General features: G+C 73.9%; 17 protein-coding genes and 1 riboswitch. Of the genes, 13 read left to right on the top strand and 4 right to left on the bottom strand.

The genetic code is table 11. The annotated features are described in order from the left end of the window. Positions 1-10: 10 nt before the first annotated feature. Entirely contained in the window at positions 11-1,084 is a 1,074-nt protein-coding gene (locus NP048_RS08110) for an LLM class flavin-dependent oxidoreductase (RefSeq protein ID WP_227577686.1), read from the bottom strand. A 111-nt stretch (positions 1,085-1,195) separates the two neighbouring features. Between NP048_RS08110 and NP048_RS08115 the strand changes: the two genes are divergently transcribed. After that, positions 1,196-1,687 (top strand): hypothetical protein, encoded by a 492-nt coding sequence (locus tag NP048_RS08115; protein ID WP_227577687.1) that lies wholly within the window; start codon positions 1,196-1,198, stop codon positions 1,685-1,687. Positions 1,688-1,729: 42 nt separating this feature from the next. Here NP048_RS08115 and NP048_RS08120 read toward each other — a convergent pair whose 3' ends face one another. Continuing rightward, positions 1,730-3,040 (bottom strand): TrpB-like pyridoxal phosphate-dependent enzyme, encoded by a 1,311-nt coding sequence (locus NP048_RS08120; RefSeq protein WP_227577688.1) that lies wholly within the window; start codon positions 3,038-3,040, stop codon positions 1,730-1,732. Positions 3,041-3,236: 196 nt separating this feature from the next. Further along, positions 3,237-3,336: riboswitch (TPP riboswitch) on the top strand. On the opposite strand from NP048_RS08120, the gene thiD reads away from it, so the two are divergent. Next, positions 3,325-4,818: a bifunctional hydroxymethylpyrimidine kinase/phosphomethylpyrimidine kinase gene (gene thiD / locus NP048_RS08125; protein WP_227577689.1), complete on the top strand. Its 1,494-nt coding sequence runs from the start codon at positions 3,325-3,327 to the stop codon at positions 4,816-4,818. It overlaps the preceding riboswitch by 12 nt. Positions 4,819-4,822: 4 nt before the next feature. Beyond that, a complete protein-coding gene (locus NP048_RS08130; RefSeq protein WP_227577690.1) occupies positions 4,823-5,449 on the top strand; it encodes an HAD family hydrolase in 627 nt (208 codons plus the stop codon). Between the two features lie 10 nt (positions 5,450-5,459). Here NP048_RS08130 and NP048_RS08135 read toward each other — a convergent pair whose 3' ends face one another. Further along, positions 5,460-6,212 carry a DsbA family oxidoreductase gene (locus NP048_RS08135; RefSeq protein WP_227577691.1) on the bottom strand — a complete coding sequence of 251 codons (753 nt, stop codon included), beginning with the start codon at positions 6,210-6,212 and terminating at the stop codon, positions 5,460-5,462. Then, entirely contained in the window at positions 6,209-7,192 is a 984-nt protein-coding gene (locus tag NP048_RS08140) for a quinone oxidoreductase family protein (RefSeq protein WP_227577692.1), read from the bottom strand. Before NP048_RS08140 ends, NP048_RS08135 begins: the two co-directional genes overlap by 4 nt. An 81-nt stretch (positions 7,193-7,273) precedes the next feature. Here NP048_RS08140 and argC point away from each other — a divergent pair, with 81 nt between their 5' ends. The 10 genes from argC to NP048_RS08190 all read left to right on the top strand — a co-directional run bounded on the left by argC (position 7,274) and on the right by NP048_RS08190 (position 17,774). Then, positions 7,274-8,338, top strand: coding sequence for an N-acetyl-gamma-glutamyl-phosphate reductase (argC, locus tag NP048_RS08145; protein WP_227577693.1), 1,065 nt, complete (start codon positions 7,274-7,276; stop codon positions 8,336-8,338). Further along, positions 8,335-9,561, top strand: a complete 1,227-nt coding sequence (gene argJ / locus NP048_RS08150; protein WP_227577694.1) for a bifunctional glutamate N-acetyltransferase/amino-acid acetyltransferase ArgJ — start codon at positions 8,335-8,337, stop codon at positions 9,559-9,561. The genes argC and argJ overlap by 4 nt, the downstream gene beginning before the upstream one ends. Beyond that, the gene (gene argB, locus NP048_RS08155) at positions 9,558-10,577 is read left to right on the top strand and encodes an acetylglutamate kinase (RefSeq protein ID WP_256769462.1); all 1,020 of its coding nucleotides are present in this window, start codon (positions 9,558-9,560) and stop codon (positions 10,575-10,577) included. The genes argJ and argB overlap by 4 nt, the downstream gene beginning before the upstream one ends. Then, a complete protein-coding gene (locus tag NP048_RS08160; RefSeq protein WP_372456831.1) occupies positions 10,574-11,893 on the top strand; it encodes an acetylornithine transaminase in 1,320 nt (439 codons plus the stop codon). Before argB ends, NP048_RS08160 begins: the two co-directional genes overlap by 4 nt. Continuing rightward, positions 11,890-12,822 (top strand): ornithine carbamoyltransferase, encoded by a 933-nt coding sequence (argF, locus tag NP048_RS08165; RefSeq protein WP_227577696.1) that lies wholly within the window; start codon positions 11,890-11,892, stop codon positions 12,820-12,822. The genes NP048_RS08160 and argF overlap by 4 nt, the downstream gene beginning before the upstream one ends. After that, entirely contained in the window at positions 12,819-13,322 is a 504-nt protein-coding gene (locus tag NP048_RS08170; RefSeq protein ID WP_227577697.1) for an arginine repressor, read from the top strand. Before argF ends, NP048_RS08170 begins: the two co-directional genes overlap by 4 nt. 70 nt (positions 13,323-13,392) lie before the next feature. Beyond that, on the top strand, positions 13,393-14,631 hold the full coding sequence (locus NP048_RS08175) for an argininosuccinate synthase (RefSeq protein WP_227577698.1): 1,239 nt from the start codon (positions 13,393-13,395) through the stop codon (positions 14,629-14,631). After that, positions 14,628-16,043 (top strand): argininosuccinate lyase, encoded by a 1,416-nt coding sequence (argH, locus tag NP048_RS08180; protein ID WP_227577699.1) that lies wholly within the window; start codon positions 14,628-14,630, stop codon positions 16,041-16,043. The genes NP048_RS08175 and argH overlap by 4 nt, the downstream gene beginning before the upstream one ends. Before the next feature lie 76 nt (positions 16,044-16,119). Continuing rightward, positions 16,120-17,127, top strand: a complete 1,008-nt coding sequence (locus NP048_RS08185; protein ID WP_227577700.1) for a hypothetical protein — start codon at positions 16,120-16,122, stop codon at positions 17,125-17,127. Continuing rightward, entirely contained in the window at positions 17,124-17,774 is a 651-nt protein-coding gene (locus tag NP048_RS08190; RefSeq protein ID WP_227577701.1) for a uridine kinase family protein, read from the top strand. Before NP048_RS08185 ends, NP048_RS08190 begins: the two co-directional genes overlap by 4 nt. The last annotated feature ends 2 nt before the right edge of the window (positions 17,775-17,776 follow it).

A 17,776-nucleotide genomic window follows, 5' to 3' on the forward strand; every position in this document is an offset into this window, starting at 1 on the left:
GGCGGGGTGGTCAGGCCGGGACGGGCTCGCGCAGCAGCCCCAGCAGGCTCTGGCCCACGCGTGCCGTCTCGTGCAGGTACGGGGTGTCGGACAGCACGAAGTGCGTGACCCCCAGGTCGCGGTAGCGGCGCAGCGCGTCGGCGACGTCCTCGGCGGACCCGACGAGCCAGGTCGTCCCGGCGCCGCCGCCGCCGTACCGGCCCGGTGCGGTGTACAGGCAGGAGTCGAGGACGTCACCGCGCGCGGCCAGGTCGAGGAGCCGTTGCTGCCCGACTGCGCGGCGCCGCAGCGGGTCGGGTCGGGCGCCGGCGTCCTGGGCCATGCGCGCGACCTTCGCCTCGGCGTCGTGCCACGCCTCCTCGGACGTGTCGCGCACGACCGTCGTGATGCGCAGGCCGAACTCCAGGGGCGCGTGCCGGCGCTCGACGTCGTCGCTCAGCGCGCGCAACCGTGCGATGCGTTCCGCGACGCCGTCGAGCGGCTCCCCCCAGAACAGCTGGACGTCGGCCTCCGCGGCGGCGACACGCTCGGCGGCGGGTGATGCGCCGCCGAAGTACAGCCGCGGGTGCGCCCGGTCGTCCGTGGCGACCGGGCGCGGGGCGAGGGTGGAGTCGTCGACGCGGTAGTGCTCGCCGTGGAAGGTCACGCGCTCCTGCGTCCACAGGCGGCGGACGATGGCGAGGAACTCCTGGGTGCGTCCGTACCGCTGCGCCTGGTCGCCCGCGGTGTCGCCGTACTGCGCGACACCGTCGTGCCCGCTGACGATGTTCACCAGCAGGCGGCCGCCCGACAGCCGGTCCAGGGTCGCGGCGGCGCTCGCGAAGTGCGCGGGCTGCCAGTACCCGGGCCGGATCGCGACGAGCGGCTGGAAGGTCGTCGTGCGTGCTGCCAGCGCGGTGGCGACCGTGAACGTGTCGGGACGGCCCCAGCCGGTGCCGATGAGCGCACCCTCCCAGCCGTGGGCCTCCGCGGCGAGCGCGAGTTCGGTCGACAGGTCGAGGGAGCCCCAGCCGTCGGTCGTGTCGTCACCGCGGTGGCCCGGCTCGACGGTGTTGGGGATGTACCAGAGGTAGTGCGAGCTCATGCGGGCTCCCGGTGTGCGCGGTGAGGTGTCCCGGAAAGATAAGCAGACAAGCCCGGTAGGTTTAAGACCGTGCCCACGTTCCGGTCACCCGGGGGCCGACGCCCTGCCAACATGAGCGCCATGACCGAGGACGGCATGCGGGCGATCACGATGACACCGCAGCTCCTGCGCGACATGACCCGCGACGTGGCGACGCTCCTGCTGCGCACCCGGCATGCGGTGGCGCTGTGGGGTGTGATGGCGCTGGCGATCGTGGTCGTGACGCGCCCGACGGACGCGTTCGCTGCCGTCGTCGTGTGCGTGGCGGTCCCCGCGCTCGCGCTCGCGATGGTCGTGGGGACCCGGCGTTCCGTGCGCCGGGCGCTCGTCGCCGCGTTCGCACCCGGGACGACCGTCTGGGCGCGGGTCGAGCCCGACGCGCTCCGCATGAGCGGCGCGCTGGGCTCGTCGCAGACGTCGCTGAGCGCCTACCGGGAGGTGCGCGTCCGTGGCTCCGCCGCGGTGCTGCGGCTGCGCGGCTCGAGGACGTTCGTCGTGGTGCCGAGCGCGCTGCTGACGGACGAGGACCTCGGGTTGCTCGGCGCGGCCGTCGTCCGAGACTGAGGGGCGGGTCCCGGCACCGGCCGGCACCCGCCCCCCGGCCTGTCAGACGTAGTCGTGGTAGGCGGGCAGGTCGAGCACCCCGTTGCCGGACAGACCGACGAGGATCGTCTCGTCCGTCGTCGCCGCTCGCGCGTGCGCCAGGGCCCCGGCGAGGGCGTGCGTCGACTCCGGCGCCGGGATGATGCCCTCGGCACGCGCGAACTCGATGCCGGCCGCGAAGGCGGCGTCCTGCTCCACCGCGATGGCGTCCATGAGTCCCAGCGCGTACGCGTGCGACACCATCGGCGCCATGCCGTGGTACCGCAGACCACCCGCGTGGATGGGCGGCGGCACGAAGTCCTTGCCCAGCGTGTGCATCTTCAGCAGGGGCGTCAGGCCCGCGACGTCACCGAAGTCGTACCGGTACTCGCCCTGGGTCATCGACGGGCAGGCCGCGGGCTCGCACGCCACGACGCGCGTCGTGGCCCCGTCGCGCAGGTTGCGCCCGAGGAACGGGAAGCTCAGCCCGGCCAGGTTGGACCCGCCGCCCGCGCACCCGAACACGACGTCCGCCGTCTCACCCAGCTCGTCGAGCTGCGCGAGCGCCTCCTGCCCGATGACGCTCTGGTGCAGGAGCACGTGGTTGAGCACCGACCCCAGCGCGTAGTGCGCCTTCGGGTCGTTCGCCGCGACCTCGACCGCCTCGCTGATCGCCATGCCCAGCGACCCCGTGGTGTGGGGGTCGGCGGCGAGCATCGCGCGGCCGGCCGCCGTGAGGTCCGAGGGGGACGGGTGGCACGTCGCGCCGTACGTCTCCATCTGCATGCGCCGGTAGGGCTTGCCGTCGTAGGACGCGCGCACCTGCCACACCTCGCACCCCAGGCCCAGCAGCGCGCAGGCCATCGACAGCGACGCTCCCCACTGGCCCGCGCCCGTCTCCGTCGTGAGCCGCGTGGTGCCCTCGATCGCGTTGTAGTACGCCTGCGCCACGGCCGTGTTCGGCTTGTGCGAGCCGGCGGGCGAGCCGCCCTCGTACTTGTAGTAGATCTTCGCCGGCGTCCCCAGCGCGCGCTCGAGGCGTCGCGCCCGCAGCAGAGGTGCGGGCCGCCACAGCGCGTAGATCTCGCGGACCGTCTGCGGGATCTCGATCCACCGCTCGGTCGAGACCTCCTGCGCGATGAGCGCCATCGGGAACAGCGGCGCCAGGTCGTCGGGCGTCAGCGGCTCGCGCGTGCCCGGGTGCAGCGCCGGCGGGCAGGGCTCGGGCAGGTCGGCCGCGAGGTTGTACCAGTGGGTCGGCACGGCGGACGGCACCACGGTGCCGACCGGGTCGGTCAGCGGTGCGGGTCGGGTCGTGTCGTGAGAGGTGGTCATCTCGCCTCGCAGGTTCGGGCGCACGGGCGCGCGGGATCGGTGCGCAGGGCCGCCGCGCTGCCCCCTCCGTCGGCGACCAGCACCGCGAGCGTAGCGGCGGGGCGAGGTGCCGACGTCGGGATCGCCCGTGCAGCCCCGACCTGTCCGGGTGCCGAGACCGGCCCTCGGCGCGATCACCCGGACGGTCTAGGGTCGGTGACGAGACACGGGGTGCCCCGCACCGAGCAGGGCTGAGATCACACCCGTCGAACCTGATCTCGTTCGTACGAGCGAAGGGAATGTCCATGACGACGTCTGCCCTGGTCCCCGAGCGCGCCGCCAGTCGCGTGCGCGTGCTGTCGATCGCCGGCACGGACCCGACCGGCGGTGCCGGGATCCACGCCGACCTCAAGTCGTTCGCTGCGCACGGCGCGTACGGCATGGCGGTCGTCACCGCGCTCGTCGCGCAGAACAGTCACGGCGTGCGCGCCGTGCACGTCCCCGACGTCGCGTTCCTGCGCGCGCAGCTCGACGCGGTGAGCGACGACGTCACCGTGGACGCCGTCAAGATCGGCATGCTCGGAACGCGCGCCGTGGCCGACGAGGTCGCCGCGTGGCTGGTCCGCACGAAGCCGCCGGTCATCGTGCTCGATCCGGTCATGGTCGCCACCAGCGGGGACCGGCTGCTCGACACGGACGCCGAGGAGGCGGTGCGGCGGCTCGTGACGCGCGCCCACCTCGTGACGCCGAACCTGCCGGAGCTGGGGGTGCTGCTGGGCGAGCCGCGGGCCACCACGTGGCCCGACGCGGTCCGGCAGGCCCGGCGACTGGCGCGGTCGTCAGGGGCCACGGTGCTGCTCAAAGGTGGTCACCTCGACGGCGACGGCAGCCCCGACGCGGTCGTCGACGCGAGCACCGTGACCGAGCTCGACGCGCTGCGCGTCGCCACGACGAGCACGCACGGCACCGGGTGCTCGCTGTCGGCGGCCGTCGCGGCGCTGCGCCCTCGCCGCCCGGACTGGGTGACGGCCGTGCGGGAGGCCAAGCGGTGGCTCACGGGAGCGATCGCCGCGGGGGAGGCGCTCGCGGTGGGGTCGGGACGCGGCCCGGTCGACCACCTGCACCACGCACCCACCCTCGGTGCGCGGCCGTTCGGCGCCGACGCGTGGGAGCGAGCAGCCGACCTGCGCGCCGCGTGCGACGACCTGCCGTTCGTCCGCGGTCTCGCGGACGGCACCCTGCCGATCGAGCGGTTCGAGGCGTACCTGCACCAGGACGCGCTCTACCTCGCGCAGTACTCCCGCGTCCTGGCCCGTGCAAGCCAGCTCGCTCCGGACGCCGACGCGCAGGTGTTCTGGGCGCAGGGGTCCGCCCGGTGCCTGGAGGTCGAGAGGCACCTGCACGAGGAGCGGCTGGCCGGTGCCCGGTGGACGGGGCCCGCGGACCGGACGACCACCGGGTACGTCGACCACCTGCTCGGTGTCGCCCTGACGGGTTCCTACGCCGAGGTCGTCGCGGCGGTGCTGCCCTGCTACGTCATGTACGCGGACATCGGGGCACGGATCCTCGCGCGGGCCGGGGACCTGACCGGCCACCCGTACGGCGACTGGGTCGCGACCTACGGCGACCCTGCGTTCGCGCAGGCCGCGGCCCGGGCCACCGAGCTGGCCGACGCCGCTGCCCGCGAGGTGGGTGCCGCGACGCGGGCGCGCATGCTGGCGGCGTACCTGACGTCGTGCGCGCACGAGGTCGCGTTCTTCGACCAGGTCCGCGTGGCGGAGCCCGTGGTGGCAGTGTGAGCGGATGACCCTCGCGCACGTGCGTGCCGTCGTGCTGGACGTCGGGGAGACGCTCGTCGACGAGACCCGCGCGTGGACCCGGGCGGCGGGGGAGGTCGGCGTGACGCCGTTCGCCCTCATGGGGGTCCTCGGCGTCCTCGCCGAGCGGGGTGAGCCGGTCGCGCGCGTCTGGGACGTGCTCGGCGTCGAGCCGCCGGCGTCACGGCCGACGATCGGGCCCGACGACCTGTACCCGGACGCGCTGCCCACCCTGACGTCGCTGCGGTCGGCGGGGTTCGTCGTCGCGATCGCCGGCAACCAGCCCGCCGGCGCCGAGGACCAGCTGCGTGCCGCGGGTGTCGACCTCGACCTCGTCGCGTCGTCGGCGCGGTGGGGCGTCGCCAAGCCGGCCCCCGCGTTCTTCGCGCGCATCCTCAGCGAGCTCCGGCTCGCCCCCGAGCACGTGCTGTACGTCGGCGACCGGCTCGACAACGACGTGCTCCCGGCACGCGCCGCAGGCATGCGGACGGCGTTCCTGCGCCGCGGACCGTGGGGCTACCTCCACGCGTCGCGCGCGCAGGTCGCGCTCGCCGACCTGCGTGTCGCCTCGCTGACCGAGCTGACGGACGTGCTGCTCGCGGCGCGCCGCTGACGGTTGGCGGTCAGCAGCCGTCGTCGCTGCAGGTGTCACCGGTCGGTGCTGCCGCGAGCGGGTTGGCCTCGCGCCACCCGGCGTCGAGCAGCTGCGCGAACACCTCGGCCGGCTGGGCCCCGGACACCGCGTACTTCCGGTCGACCACGAAGAACGGCACGCCGGTGACGCCGAGCGCGCGGGCGGTCGCGAGGTCCTCACGGACGGCGTCGGTCGCCGCGCCGCCGGCGAGGGCCGCTGTGACGCGTGCGTCGTCCCAACCGTGCGCCGCGAACCCGGCCCGCGCCGCGACCGCGACGAGCGCGCCGTCCGCGCCCAGGTCGACGCCCCGCTCGAAGTGCGCGGAGAACAGCGCCTCCATGGTCGTCTCGACGAGTACGCCACCTCCGGCCTCGCGGGCCAGGTGCAGGAGGCGGTGGGCGTCGAACGTGTTGAAGGCGAGCGTCTGCGCGAAGTCGTACCGCAGGCCCTCTCCGGCGCCCACGGAAGCGACGTGCGCGAACATCTGCTCGACCCGCTCGCGGGGCAGGCCCTTCATCTCGACGAGCGCGTCGATCTCCGGCCGCCCGGGCCCGGCGGGGGTCTCGGGGGAGAGCAGGTAGGACCGCCAGTGCACGTCCACGTGGTCGCGGTGCGCGAACTCGCGCAGCGCGGTGGCGAACCGGCGCTTGCCGATCCAGCACCAGGGGCACGCGACGTCGGACCACACCTCGACGGTCACGGTGCGGGGTGGGGCGGTGAAGACGGGGTTGTCGAGAGTCACGGGAGCAGCAGGACCTTCCCGGTGGTGGCGCGCCCTTCGAGGGCGCGGTGGGCGTCGGCCGCGTCGGGCAGGGAGAACGTGGCACCGACACGCACGTCGAGCGCGCCCGCGGTGGCGAGGTCGAAGAGCTCGCTCGCCCGCCACAGCAGCTCGTCGCGGGTGGCGGTGTAGTCCCCGAGGGTGGGGCGTGTCACGTACAGGGAGCCCGCGGCGTTCAGGCGCTGCAGGTCCACGGGCGGCACCTGCCCGGACGACGCGCCGAACAGCACGAGGGTCCCGCGTCGGGCGAGCGAGGCCAGCGACGCGTCGAACGTGTCCTTGCCGACCCCGTCGTAGACGACGTCGACGCCGCGGCCGCCGGTCAGCTCGCGCACGAGGGCGGGCAGCTCGGTGGTGAGGTCGGACAGCTCGCGGTAGCGGATGACGTCGATGGCGCCCGCCGCACGGGCGAGCGTCTCCTTGTCCGGCGAGCCCACGGTCGAGATCACGCGCGCCCCACGGGCCGCGGCGAGCTGGGTGGCGAGCAGGCCGACGCCGCCTGCGCCCGCGTGCAGGAGCACGTCGTGCCCGGCGACGACGGGGAAGGTCGAGACGACGAGGTAGTGCGCCGTCATGCCCTGCAGCGGCAGGGCGGCGGCGGTCGTGTCGTCGACGCCTGCCGGGACGGGCAGCGCGTCGCGCTCCTTCACCGTGACGAGCTCGGCGTAGGAGCCGGGTGCCGATGCCCACGCGACGCGGTCGCCCGGGGTGAGTGCCGTCACCTCGGACCCGACCGCGACGACCTCACCCGCGCCCTCGGATCCCACCACGTGCGGGAACGGCATACGGTAGACACCGCCGCGTCGGTAGGTGTCGATGAAGTTGACGCCCGCCGCCGCGACACGCACGAGCACCTCGTCGGGCTGCGGTTCGGGGTCGGGGGCGTCGGTGACCTGGAGGACCTCAGGGCCGCCGGCCCGGGTCGCGATGACGGCACGCATGCCTGCCGCAACCGTGGCACGGGCACGGGCCTTCCCGTTTCTCCTTGGTATTTGTCTGCAGTCAACTGTATGTTCATGCACATGACGTTCACGGTGGCGGTGGCCGGAGCCAGTGGGTACGCCGGCGGGGAGATCCTGCGGCTGCTGCTCGACCACCCGGAAGCCCGCATCGGCACGCTCACGGCGCACTCCAACGCGGGCACGCCGCTCGGCGAGCACCACCCGCACCTGCGCGACCTCGCGGACCGCGTCCTGGAGCCCACGACGGCGCAGGCGCTCGCGGGCCACGACGTCGTGGTCCTCGCGCTCCCGCACGGCGCCAGCGGCCAGGTCGCGGCCGAGCTCGAGGCGCTGGGGGAGGACCCCGTGGTCCTCGACCTCGGCGCCGACCACCGGCTCGTCGAGGCGGCCGACTGGGAGGCGTACTACGGCAGTCCGCACGCGGGCACGTGGACGTACGGGCTGCCCGAGCTGGTCGTGCCGGACGCGGTGGGACGTCAGCGCGAGCAGCTGGCCGGGGCGCGACGCATCGCCGTCCCCGGGTGCAACGTCACCGCCGTGACGCTCGGGCTGCAGCCCGGTGTCGCGGCCGGGCTCCTCGACACGACGGACCTCGTCGCCGTGCTCGCCGTCGGGTACTCCGGCGCCGGCAAGGCGCTCAAGGGGCACCTGCTCGCGTCCGAGGGGCTGGGTGCCGCCGTGCCCTACGCGGTGGGTGGCAGCCACCGGCACATCCCGGAGCTCGCGCAGAACCTGCGCAGCGCGGGCGCGTCCGACGTGCGCACGTCGTTCACGCCGGTGCTGGTCCCCATGGCGCGGGGGATCCTCGCGACCGCCACGGCCCGTCTCGCGCCCGACGTCACGATCGACGACGACGCACTGCGCGAGGTCTGGCGCGCGGCGTACGCCGACGAGCCGTTCGTGCACCTCCTGCCCGCCGGGCAGTGGCCGACGACCGCCTCGGTGACCGGCGCCAACACCGCGCTCGTGCAGGTCGCCTACGACGCCCGGGCCGGCCGCGTCGTGACCGTCACTGCCATCGACAACCTCGTCAAGGGCACCGCCGGCGGTGCCGTCCAGTCCCTCAACCTCGCGCTCGGGCTGCCGGAGACCCTCGGCCTGCCGCGGAACGGAGTCGCCCCGTGACCGACCACCTCGGACCCGCACTCGACGGCACGTCGCCCGGTACGTCGCCGGGCGTGACCGCGGCCGCCGGTTTCCGTGCCGCGGGCGTCACCGCGGGCCTCAAGGCGTCCGGCAAGCCGGACCTGGCGCTCGTCGTCAACGACGGCCCGCTGCAGGTGGGTGCCGCGGTGTTCACGACGAACCGCGTGGTCGGTGCGCCCGTGGTCTGGTCGCGTCAGGTCGTCTCCGACGGTGTGGTGGCAGCCGTCGTGCTCAACTCGGGCGGTGCGAACGTCGGCACCGGACCGCTCGGCTTCGCGGACACGCACGCGACCGCCGAGAAGGTGGCCGCGGAGCTCGGGGTCTCCGCCGGTGACGTCGTCGTGTGCTCCACCGGCCTCATCGGCGTGCCGCTGGCCAGCGAGAAGCTGTTCGCCGGGATCAGCCCCCTCGTCGCCGCGCTCGACGCGGGCGCCGGGCGCGACTCCGCCGCCGCGATCATGACGACGGACAGCGTCGCGAAGACCGCCCACGTCCGGGTCGAGACGCCGGACGGCACATTCGTCGTCGGAGGCATGGCGAAGGGTGCGGGCATGCTCGCACCTGCCATGGCCACGATGCTGTCGGTGGTCACCACCGATGCCGTGGTCGACGCCGCCGCCGCGGACGCGGCGCTGCGCGCAGCCACGGGCGTGACGTTCGACCGCGTCGACTCCGACGGGTGCATGTCGACGTCCGACACGGTCACGCTGCTGGTGTCCGGTGCCAGCGGGGTCGCGCCGGCCGGCGACGTGTTTGCCGACGCGGTGCTGCGGGTGTGCGCGTCCCTCGCCCGTCAGCTCGTGGCCGACGCCGAGGGTGCGTCGCACGACGTCGCCGTGCACGTCCGCGGTGCCACGACGGAGGCGGCCGCGGTGGCCGTCGCCCGTGCGGTCACGCGGTCGAACCTGTTCAAGGCCGCGATCTTCGGCAACGACCCGAACTGGGGCCGCATCATCGCGCAGGTCGGGACCGTGCCCGAGGACGTCGCGCCCTTCGACCCGGCGGACCTCGACGTCGCGATCAACGGCGTGCAGATCTGCCGGCAGGGTGGCGCGCACGAGGACCCGGCGCAGCTGGACCTCGCCGCGTCGCGCGAGGTGCACGTCGAGGTCGACCTGCACGCCGGCGACGCGGCCGCCACCGTCTGGACCAACGACCTCACCCACGACTACGTCCACGAGAACAGCGCGTACTCCACATGAGCGGAAGCGACGTGACCCCCACCGACGTGCCTGACGACTTCGTCTTCGACACCCGCACCGACCTGCGGCCCGACCAGAAGGCCGAGGTCCTCGTCGAGGCGCTGCCCTGGCTGCAGCAGTTCGCCGGTGCGCTCGTCGTGGTGAAGTACGGCGGCAACGCGATGATCGACGACGCCCTCAAGCGCGCCTTCGCCGAGGACATGGTCTTCCTGCGGCAGGTCGGGCTGCGACCCGTCGTCGTGCACGGTGGAGGGCCGCAGATCAACGCGATGCTCGACCGGTTGGACATCACGAGCGAGTTCCGTGGCGGCCTGCGGGTGACGACGCCCGAGGCGATGGACGTCGTCCGCATGGTCCTGACGGGTCAGGTGTCGCGCGAGCTGGTGGGGCTCCTCAACGCGCACGCACCGCACGCCGTGGGCCTCTCGGGCGAGGACGCCGGGCTGTTCCAGGCGCGCCGCCGGACGGCGGTCGTCGACGGGCACGAGGTCGACGTCGGCCTCGTGGGCGACGTCGTGCACGTCAACCCCGGCGCGGTGCTCGACCTGCTGGGTGCGGGCCGGATCCCCGTCGTGTCGACCGTCGCCCCCGACATCGACGACCCGACGCAGGTGCTCAACGTCAACGCCGACACCGCGGCGGCGGCCCTCGCCGTCGCGCTCGGTGCGCGCAAGCTGATCATCCTCACCGACGTGGAGGGCCTGTACACCGACTGGCCCGACAGGGCGTCGCTCGTGCGACGCATCCGGGCGTCCGCGCTGGCCGAGCTCCTGCCGCGGCTGGACGCGGGCATGCGGCCCAAGATGGAGGCGTGCTGGCGGGCCGTCGAGGGCGGTGTGCCGCGTGCGCACGTCATCGACGGTCGCGCGACGCACTCGATCCTCGTCGAGGTCTTCACGTCCGAGGGCGTCGGCACGATGGTGCTGCCCGACGCCGACCCCGACGGTCACCCGTCGACCGTGCCCGTGCGCGCCGTGCGCCTGGCGAGCGAGGACCACCAGGAGGGCACCCCGTGAGCACGACACCCGACGCGGCCGTGAGCGCGAGCCCCGGCCGGCACCGTGCCGCGGGCGGCGAGGACGCGCTGCCGCTCCCGGCGGCCGTCGGCTCGGTCGCCGAGTGGACGGAGCGGTACACGCACGCGGTCATGGACACGTTCGGCCCGCCGCAGCGCGTGCTCGTCCGCGGCCAGGGCCCCTACGTGTGGGACGCCGACGGCAAGCGGTACCTCGACCTGCTCGGCGGCATCGCCGTCAACTCCCTGGGCCACGCCCACCCCACCCTCACCGCGGCGATCAGCGCCCAGCTCGGCACGCTCGGGCACATCTCGAACTTCTTCACCAGCCCGGCGCAGGTCGCGCTCGCCGAGCGGCTCGTCGCGCTCGCCGACGCGCCCGACGGCTCCCGCGTCTTCCTCACGAGCTCCGGCACGGAGGCCAACGAGGCCGCGCTCAAGCTCACGCGTCGGCACGCCGCCGGGGCGCGCCCCCGGGTCCTCGCGCTCGAGGGCGCGTTCCACGGTCGCTCGATGGGTGCGCTGTCCCTCACGCACAAGGAGGCGTACCGCGCGCCGTTCGAGCCGCTGCCGCCGGGCGTCGAGTTCCTGCCGTTCGGGGACACGGACGCGCTGCGTATGGCGTTCGCCGAGGACGGCGACCAGGTGGCCGCGCTGTTCGTCGAGCCGGTCCAGGGTGAGGCCGGCGTGCGCACCCTCCCGCCGGGCTACCTCGCGCTGGCCCGTGAGCTGACGACCGCGAACGGTGCGCTCCTCGTCCTCGACGAGGTGCAGAGCGGCATGGGGCGCACCGGGCGCTGGTTCGCGCACCAGCACCCGCACATCGGTGGCGGTGTCCGCCCCGACGTCGTGACCGTCGCCAAGGGCCTCGGCGGGGGGTTCCCTGTCGGCGGGCTGATCGCGTACGGCCCCGACGTCGCGACGTTGCTCGGCCGCGGCCAGCACGGCACGACGTTCGGTGGCAACCCCGTCGCGTCCGCGGCCGCGCTCGCGACGATCGGCGTGATCGAGCGCGACGGGTTGCTCGAGCACGTCACGGCGCTGGGCGCGCGGCTGCGTGACCGGCTGCGCGCGACCGGTCACCCCCTGGTGCGCGACGTGCGCGGCGAGGGTCTGCTCGTCGCCGTCGAGCTCACGCGGCCCGTGGCGGCGCAGGTCGCGGCCGACGCCCTCGAGGCCGGGATCGTGGTGAACGCGTGCACGCCCACGACGCTGCGCCTCGCCCCTCCGTTCATCCTGACGGACGAGCAGGTGCAGCCGTTCGTCGACCTGGTCGCCGCACTGCCGGCCGACCTCGCCCCCGAGGAGACCCTGTGACCCGCCACTTCCTGCGCGACGACGACCTGACGCCCGACGAGCAGGCGGAGGTCCTGGAGCTCGCGCTCGCGCTGCGCGACGACCGGTTCCTCCGGGCACCGCTGGCGGGCCCGCGGGCGGTCGCGGTGATCTTCGACAAGCCCACGCTGCGCACGCAGGTCAGCTTCGTGACGGGCATCGCCGAGCTCGGCGGGTTCCCGCTGCTGGTCGAGGGGTCGCTCGCGCGCATCGGGGTGCGGGAGTCGATCGCCGACACCGGGCGGGTGCTGGGGCGTCAGGTCGCCGCGATCGTGTGGCGCACGCACGCGCAGACGCGCATCGAGGAGATGGCGTCGGTGGCGGGCGTGCCGGTCGTCAACGCGCTGACCGACGAGTTCCACCCGTGCCAGGTGCTGGCCGACCTCACGACGATCGCCCAGCACCGCGGCGGCGTCGGGTCGCTCGCCGGCACGACGCTGGCCTACGTGGGCGACGGCGCGAACAACATGGGCCACTCCTACCTCCTCGGTGGTGCGACGGCCGGTCTGCACGTCCGGATCGGGACGCCCGCGGACGCGCTGCCCGACCCGGCGGTGGTCGCGCGGGCGGCCGAGATCGCCGCCCGGACGGGCGGCTCGGTGGCGGTGGTGCACGACCTCGCGGAAGCCGTGACCGGTGCCGACGTGGTCGCGACCGACACGTGGACGTCGATGGGCCAGGAGGACGAGGCCGCCGACCGGGAGCAGCGTTTCGAGGCGTTTCGGCTCGACGCGCCAGCACTCGCGCTCGCGCGACCAGGTGCCCTGGTGCTGCACTGCCTGCCGGCGTACCGGGGCAAGGAGATCACCGCCGAGGTCCTCGACGGGCCGCAGTCGGTGGTGTGGGACGAGGCCGAGAACCGGCTGCACGCGCAGAAGGCGCTCCTGACCTTCCTGCTGGAGGGGGTGTGAGCACGCCCACGGTGGCGGCGACCAAGGCGGCGCGCCACGCGCTCATCGTCTCGATCCTGCAGCGGGGGACCGTGCACTCCCAGGGGGAGCTCGCGGCCCTGCTCGCGGAGGAGGGCGTCACCGTCACGCAGGCCACGCTGAGCCGGGACCTCGTGGAGCTGCGTGCGGTGCGGATCCGCACGGCGACGGGCGCTCTGGCCTACGCGGTGCCTGCGGAGGGCGGGGACCGGACGCCGACGATGTCGGACACCGAGCACCTCGCGGCGCGTCTGGCGCGGCTGTGCGCCGAGCTCCTGGTCAGTGCCGAGGCGTCGGGCAACCTCGTCGTGCTGCGCACGCCCCCGGGCGCCGCGCAGTTCCTGGCGTCGGCGGTCGACCACTCCGTGTTGCCCTCGGTGCTCGGCACCATCGCGGGGGACGACACGGTGCTCGTCATCTCGCGCGATCCCGCCGGCGGCGACGCGCTCGCCGCCCGCTTCCTCACGCTCGCCGAGGGCTGAGCGGGTTATGCATAGGTCCGCGTGAGCATGTATGTTCATGCAAGCGGATCTCGAGAAGGAGAAAACTGACATGACCGAACGCGTCGTCCTCGCGTACTCCGGCGGCCTCGACACCTCGGTGGGGATCGGCTGGGTCGCCGAGGCCACCGGTGCCGAGGTGATCGCCGTCGCCGTCGACGTCGGCCAGGGCGGTGAGGACCTCGAGGTCATCCGTCGCCGCGCGCTCGACTGCGGAGCGGTCGAGGCCTATGTCGCCGACGCCCGCGACGAGTTCGCGACCGAGTACTGCATGCCGGCGCTCAAGGCGAACGGCATGTACCTCGACCGGTACCCGCTCGTCTCGGCGCTCTCGCGCCCGGTCATCGTCAAGCACCTGGTGCGCGCCGCCCGCCAGTTCGGGGCCACCACGGTCGCGCACGGCTGCACCGGCAAGGGCAACGACCAGGTCCGGTTCGAGGTCGGCATCACGTCGCTCGCGCCGGACCTCAAGTGCCTTGCGCCGGTCCGTGACCTCGCGCTGACGCGCGACAAGGCGATCGAGTACGCCGAGAAGCACAAGCTGCCGATCGCGACCACCAAGCACAACCCGTTCTCGATCGACCAGAACGTGTGGGGCCGCGCGGTGGAGACCGGCTTCCTCGAGGACATCTGGAACGGCCCCACCAAGGACGTCTACACCTACACGGACGACCCGACGTTCCCGCCGGTCGCCGACGAGGTCGTCATCCGGTTCGAGCAGGGTGTGCCGGTCGCGCTCGACGAGGTCCCCGTGACCCCGCTGCAGGCCATCCAGGAGATGAACCGTCGGGCCGGCGCCCAGGGTGTCGGGCGCATCGACATCGTCGAGGACCGCCTGGTCGGCATCAAGTCGCGCGAGGTCTACGAGGCGCCCGGCGCCATCGCGCTGATCGCCGCGCACCAGGAGCTCGAGAACGTCACGGTCGAGCGCGAGCAGGCGCGGTTCAAGCGTGGTGTGGAGCAGCGCTGGTCCGAGCTGGTCTACGACGGCCAGTGGTTCTCGCCGCTGAAGAAGTCGCTGGACGTCTTCGTCGAGGACACGCAGCGCTACGTCACGGGCGACGTCCGCATGGTCCTGCACGGCGGACGGGCGACCGTCACCGGCCGGCGGTCGGACTCGAGCCTGTACGACTTCAACCTCGCGACCTACGACTCCGGCGACACGTTCGACCAGTCGGCAGCGCGCGGCTTCATCGAGATCTACGGCCTGAGCTCCAAGCTCGCGGCCGCGCGTGACGTCAAGTTCGGCAACGCCCCCGACCTGGGGACGCAGGGAGGCATCGACGCGTGAGCGACCAGCCCGGCCCGCTCGCGCTGTGGGGCGGACGCTTCGCGTCCGGTCCTGCGGCGGCCCTCGCCGACCTCTCGCGCTCGACGCAGTTCGACTGGCGCCTCGCCGACGACGACATCACAGGCTCGGTCGCGCACGCCCACGTGCTGCACGCCGCCGGTCTGCTGTCGGACGACGAGGTCGCCGGCATGGTCGACGCGCTCGAGCGGCTGCGCGCCGACGTCGCGTCAGGGGCGTTCGCGCCCCTGCCCGACGACGAGGACGTGCACACGGCGCTCGAGCGCGGGCTCATCGAGCGGGCCGGGGCCGACCTGGGCGGCAAGCTGCGGGCCGGGCGCTCGCGCAACGACCAGATCGCGACGCTGGTGCGCATGTACCTGCGCCGCCAGTCGCGCGTGCTGTCGGGCCTGGTGCTCGACGTGGTCGACGCGCTCGTGGCCCAGGCCGAGGTCGCCGGTGACGCACCCATGCCGGGCCGCACGCACCTGCAGCACGCCCAGCCGGTCCTGCTCGCGCACCACCTGCTCGCCCACGCGTGGCCGCTGCTGCGCGACGTCGAGCGCTGGGCCGACTGGGACGCTCGTGCAGCGCGTTCGCCGTACGGCTCGGGCGCGCTCGCGGGCTCGTCGCTGGGTCTGGACCCGGCGGCCGTGGCGGCCGAGCTCGGCTTCGCCGGACCCGTCGAGAACTCGATCGACGGCACCGCGTCGCGGGACGTCGTCGCGGAGTTCGCGTTCGTCGCCGCGATGACGGCCGTCGACCTGTCGCGCCTCGCGGAGGACGTCATCCTGTGGGCGACCAAGGAGTTCGGCTTCGTCCGCCTGCACGACGCGTACTCCACCGGGTCGAGCATCATGCCGCAGAAGAAGAACCCCGACGTCGCCGAGCTCGCGCGCGGCAAGGCCGGGCGGCTCATCGGGGACCTCACGGGTCTGCTGACCACGCTCAAGGGCCTGCCGCTGGCGTACAACCGCGACCTGCAGGAGGACAAGGAGCCGGTCTTCGACCAGGTCGACCAGCTCACCGTCCTGCTGCCGGCGTTCGCCGGCATGGTCGCGACCCTGACGTTCGACACCGAGCGCATGGCGGCGCTCGCCCCGCAGGGGTTCTCGCTGGCGACCGACATCGCCGAGTGGCTCGTGCGCGAGGGTGTGCCGTTCCGCGTCGCGCACGAGGTCGCCGGCACGTGCGTCCGCACCTGCGAGGAGCGCGGCATCGAGCTGTGGGACCTGTCGGACGACGACCTCGCGGCGATCAGCGAGCACCTCACCCCCGAGGTCCGCTCCGTGCTGTCGGTCGAGGGCTCGCTCGCGTCGCGCGACGCCGTGGGCGGGACCGCACCCGTGCGGGTCGCCGAGCAGCTGGCCGCAGCGCGTGACCGCAGCGCACGCCTGCGGGCGGACCGCGCCTGAGGGCCTTGTGGTCCCTGCGCGGGCCGTGGGAAGGTGCCGCACGGTAGCGCGCCGCTGCGGTGAGGACGGTGAGGTCGTGCACGGTCGAGGTGCCGCAGGCGCCCTGGGGGGGCTCGCGGGGCTCGTCCTCCTGGTCGCGTGCTCGGGCCCGTCGGAGCCGGCGCCGGCGCCGGCCAGCGAGCTCGACGGCATGCTGGACGTCATCCTGGGCATGGACGCGGACCCGACGGTCCAGCCCGCGTGGGTCCGGCAGGTCGAGGAGGAGACCGCGGCCTGCATGCACGCGGCGGGCTTCGAGTACCACCCCGACGAGGCCGCCGGCACGGGCGGGTCGGTGGAGCCGGAGGGCATCGGCACGGTCGCGTTCGCCGAGCGCTACGGCTACGGCGAGACCATCGAGGTGGAGGAGGGTCAGGTCCCGAACCTCTGGCACCAGCCGGCCGATAGCGAGGGGCAGCGTCTGAACCGCGCGTACGTCGCGTCGTTGTCACCCGCGGCCGCCGCGGAGTACGAGCTCGCGCTGCACGGGGAGCCGTGGGACGGCGAGGGCGAGTACGTGCCCAAGTACGTGCCCAGCGGCTGTGCCGCTCTGGCGGGGGAGCGGGGCGCGCCCGACGGCTTCGTGGGCCCGGCCGACCTGCGCGACGTCAAGCTCGCGGTGCGGGACATGTACGAGCAGGTGCAGTCCGACCCGCTCGTCCTCGACGCCACCGCACGGTGGGCAGGCTGCATGGAGGAGGCGGGCTACCCGGGTCTCTCCGAGCCGATGGACGCGCTGAGCCTCGTCGCGACACGGCTGTTGGACGAGTGGCAGTCGCGCTACGCCGACGCGACCGGCTCGTCGCTCGGCGTGACCGACTACGACGTCGTGCGGACCAGGATCCCCGACGCGCTCGTCGAGCTGCAGTCCGCCGAGACGGCGCTCGCGGTCGCCGACGCGACGTGCCGCGACGAGGTCGGGTACCGCACCACGCGCGCAGAGGTCGAGACGCAGCTCGAGAACGAGATCGCCGACACCTACCGCGACGACCTGGAGCGGTGGGCGGCCTGGGCGCAGGAGCAGCGCGCGCAGTCGGCACCGTGAGGTCCGTCGTGCCCCGGCCCGGTGGCGCGCCCGGCGCGAAGGCCGTGGCGGAGCGTGCGCTGCGTGAGCGGCCCCGCCTGGGACCGGTGCGGCTCGTCTGCATCGACGGACCCGCCGGCTCGGGCAAGACGACGACCGCGGAGAGCGTCCGGGAGCACCTGCTCCGTCGTGACGTCGGCGTCACGGTCGTGCACCTGGACGACCTCTACGACGGCTGGCACGGGCTCGAGGGCACGCTGTGGCCCCGCGTGTCGGCCCAGGTGCTCGAGCCGTTGCGCCACGGTCGAGCGGGTCGCTTCCAGCGGTACGACTGGGCGGCGGGACGCTTCACGCAGTGGGTCGACGTCCCCGTCGAAGACGTGCTCCTGCTGGAGGGGTGCGGGTCCGCGCGTCGTGACGTGGACGCCGTCGCCTCGTTGCGGGTGTGGGTCGAGGCGCCCGACGCGCTGCGTCTCGAGCGGGGGCTCGCCCGCGACGGGGATGCCGCGCGCGCCCACTGGACGTCCTGGATGGCGGACGAGCGCGCCCACTTCGCGCGCGAGAGGACACGGGAGCGCGCCGATCTGTGGCTCGACGCGGCGGGTCGGGTGGTCGCGGGGACACCTGACGCGGACACCCCGAGCCCGTCCGGGCCTGGTTTGGCATGATG

The organism is Cellulomonas xiejunii (assembly GCF_024508315.1).
Lineage (GTDB): Bacteria > Actinomycetota > Actinomycetes > Actinomycetales > Cellulomonadaceae > Cellulomonas > Cellulomonas xiejunii.

What these genes read in the sequence shown, in the direction of transcription:
- NP048_RS08110 (WP_227577686.1), bottom strand. Translation starts at nt 1,084, where the DNA reads ATGAGCTCGCACTACCTCTGGTACATCCCCAACACCGTCGAGCCGGGC.
- NP048_RS08115 (WP_227577687.1), top strand. Translation starts at nt 1,196, where the DNA reads ATGAGCGCCATGACCGAGGACGGCATGCGGGCGATCACGATGACACCG.
- NP048_RS08120 (WP_227577688.1), bottom strand. Translation starts at nt 3,040, where the DNA reads ATGACCACCTCTCACGACACGACCCGACCCGCACCGCTGACCGACCCG.
- thiD (WP_227577689.1), top strand. Translation starts at nt 3,325, where the DNA reads ATGACGACGTCTGCCCTGGTCCCCGAGCGCGCCGCCAGTCGCGTGCGC.
- NP048_RS08130 (WP_227577690.1), top strand. Translation starts at nt 4,823, where the DNA reads ATGACCCTCGCGCACGTGCGTGCCGTCGTGCTGGACGTCGGGGAGACG.
- NP048_RS08140 (WP_227577692.1), bottom strand. Translation starts at nt 7,192, where the DNA reads ATGCGTGCCGTCATCGCGACCCGGGCCGGCGGCCCTGAGGTCCTCCAG.
- argC (WP_227577693.1), top strand. Translation starts at nt 7,274, where the DNA reads ATGACGTTCACGGTGGCGGTGGCCGGAGCCAGTGGGTACGCCGGCGGG.
- argB (WP_256769462.1), top strand. Translation starts at nt 9,558, where the DNA reads ATGAGCGGAAGCGACGTGACCCCCACCGACGTGCCTGACGACTTCGTC.
- NP048_RS08175 (WP_227577698.1), top strand. Translation starts at nt 13,393, where the DNA reads ATGACCGAACGCGTCGTCCTCGCGTACTCCGGCGGCCTCGACACCTCG.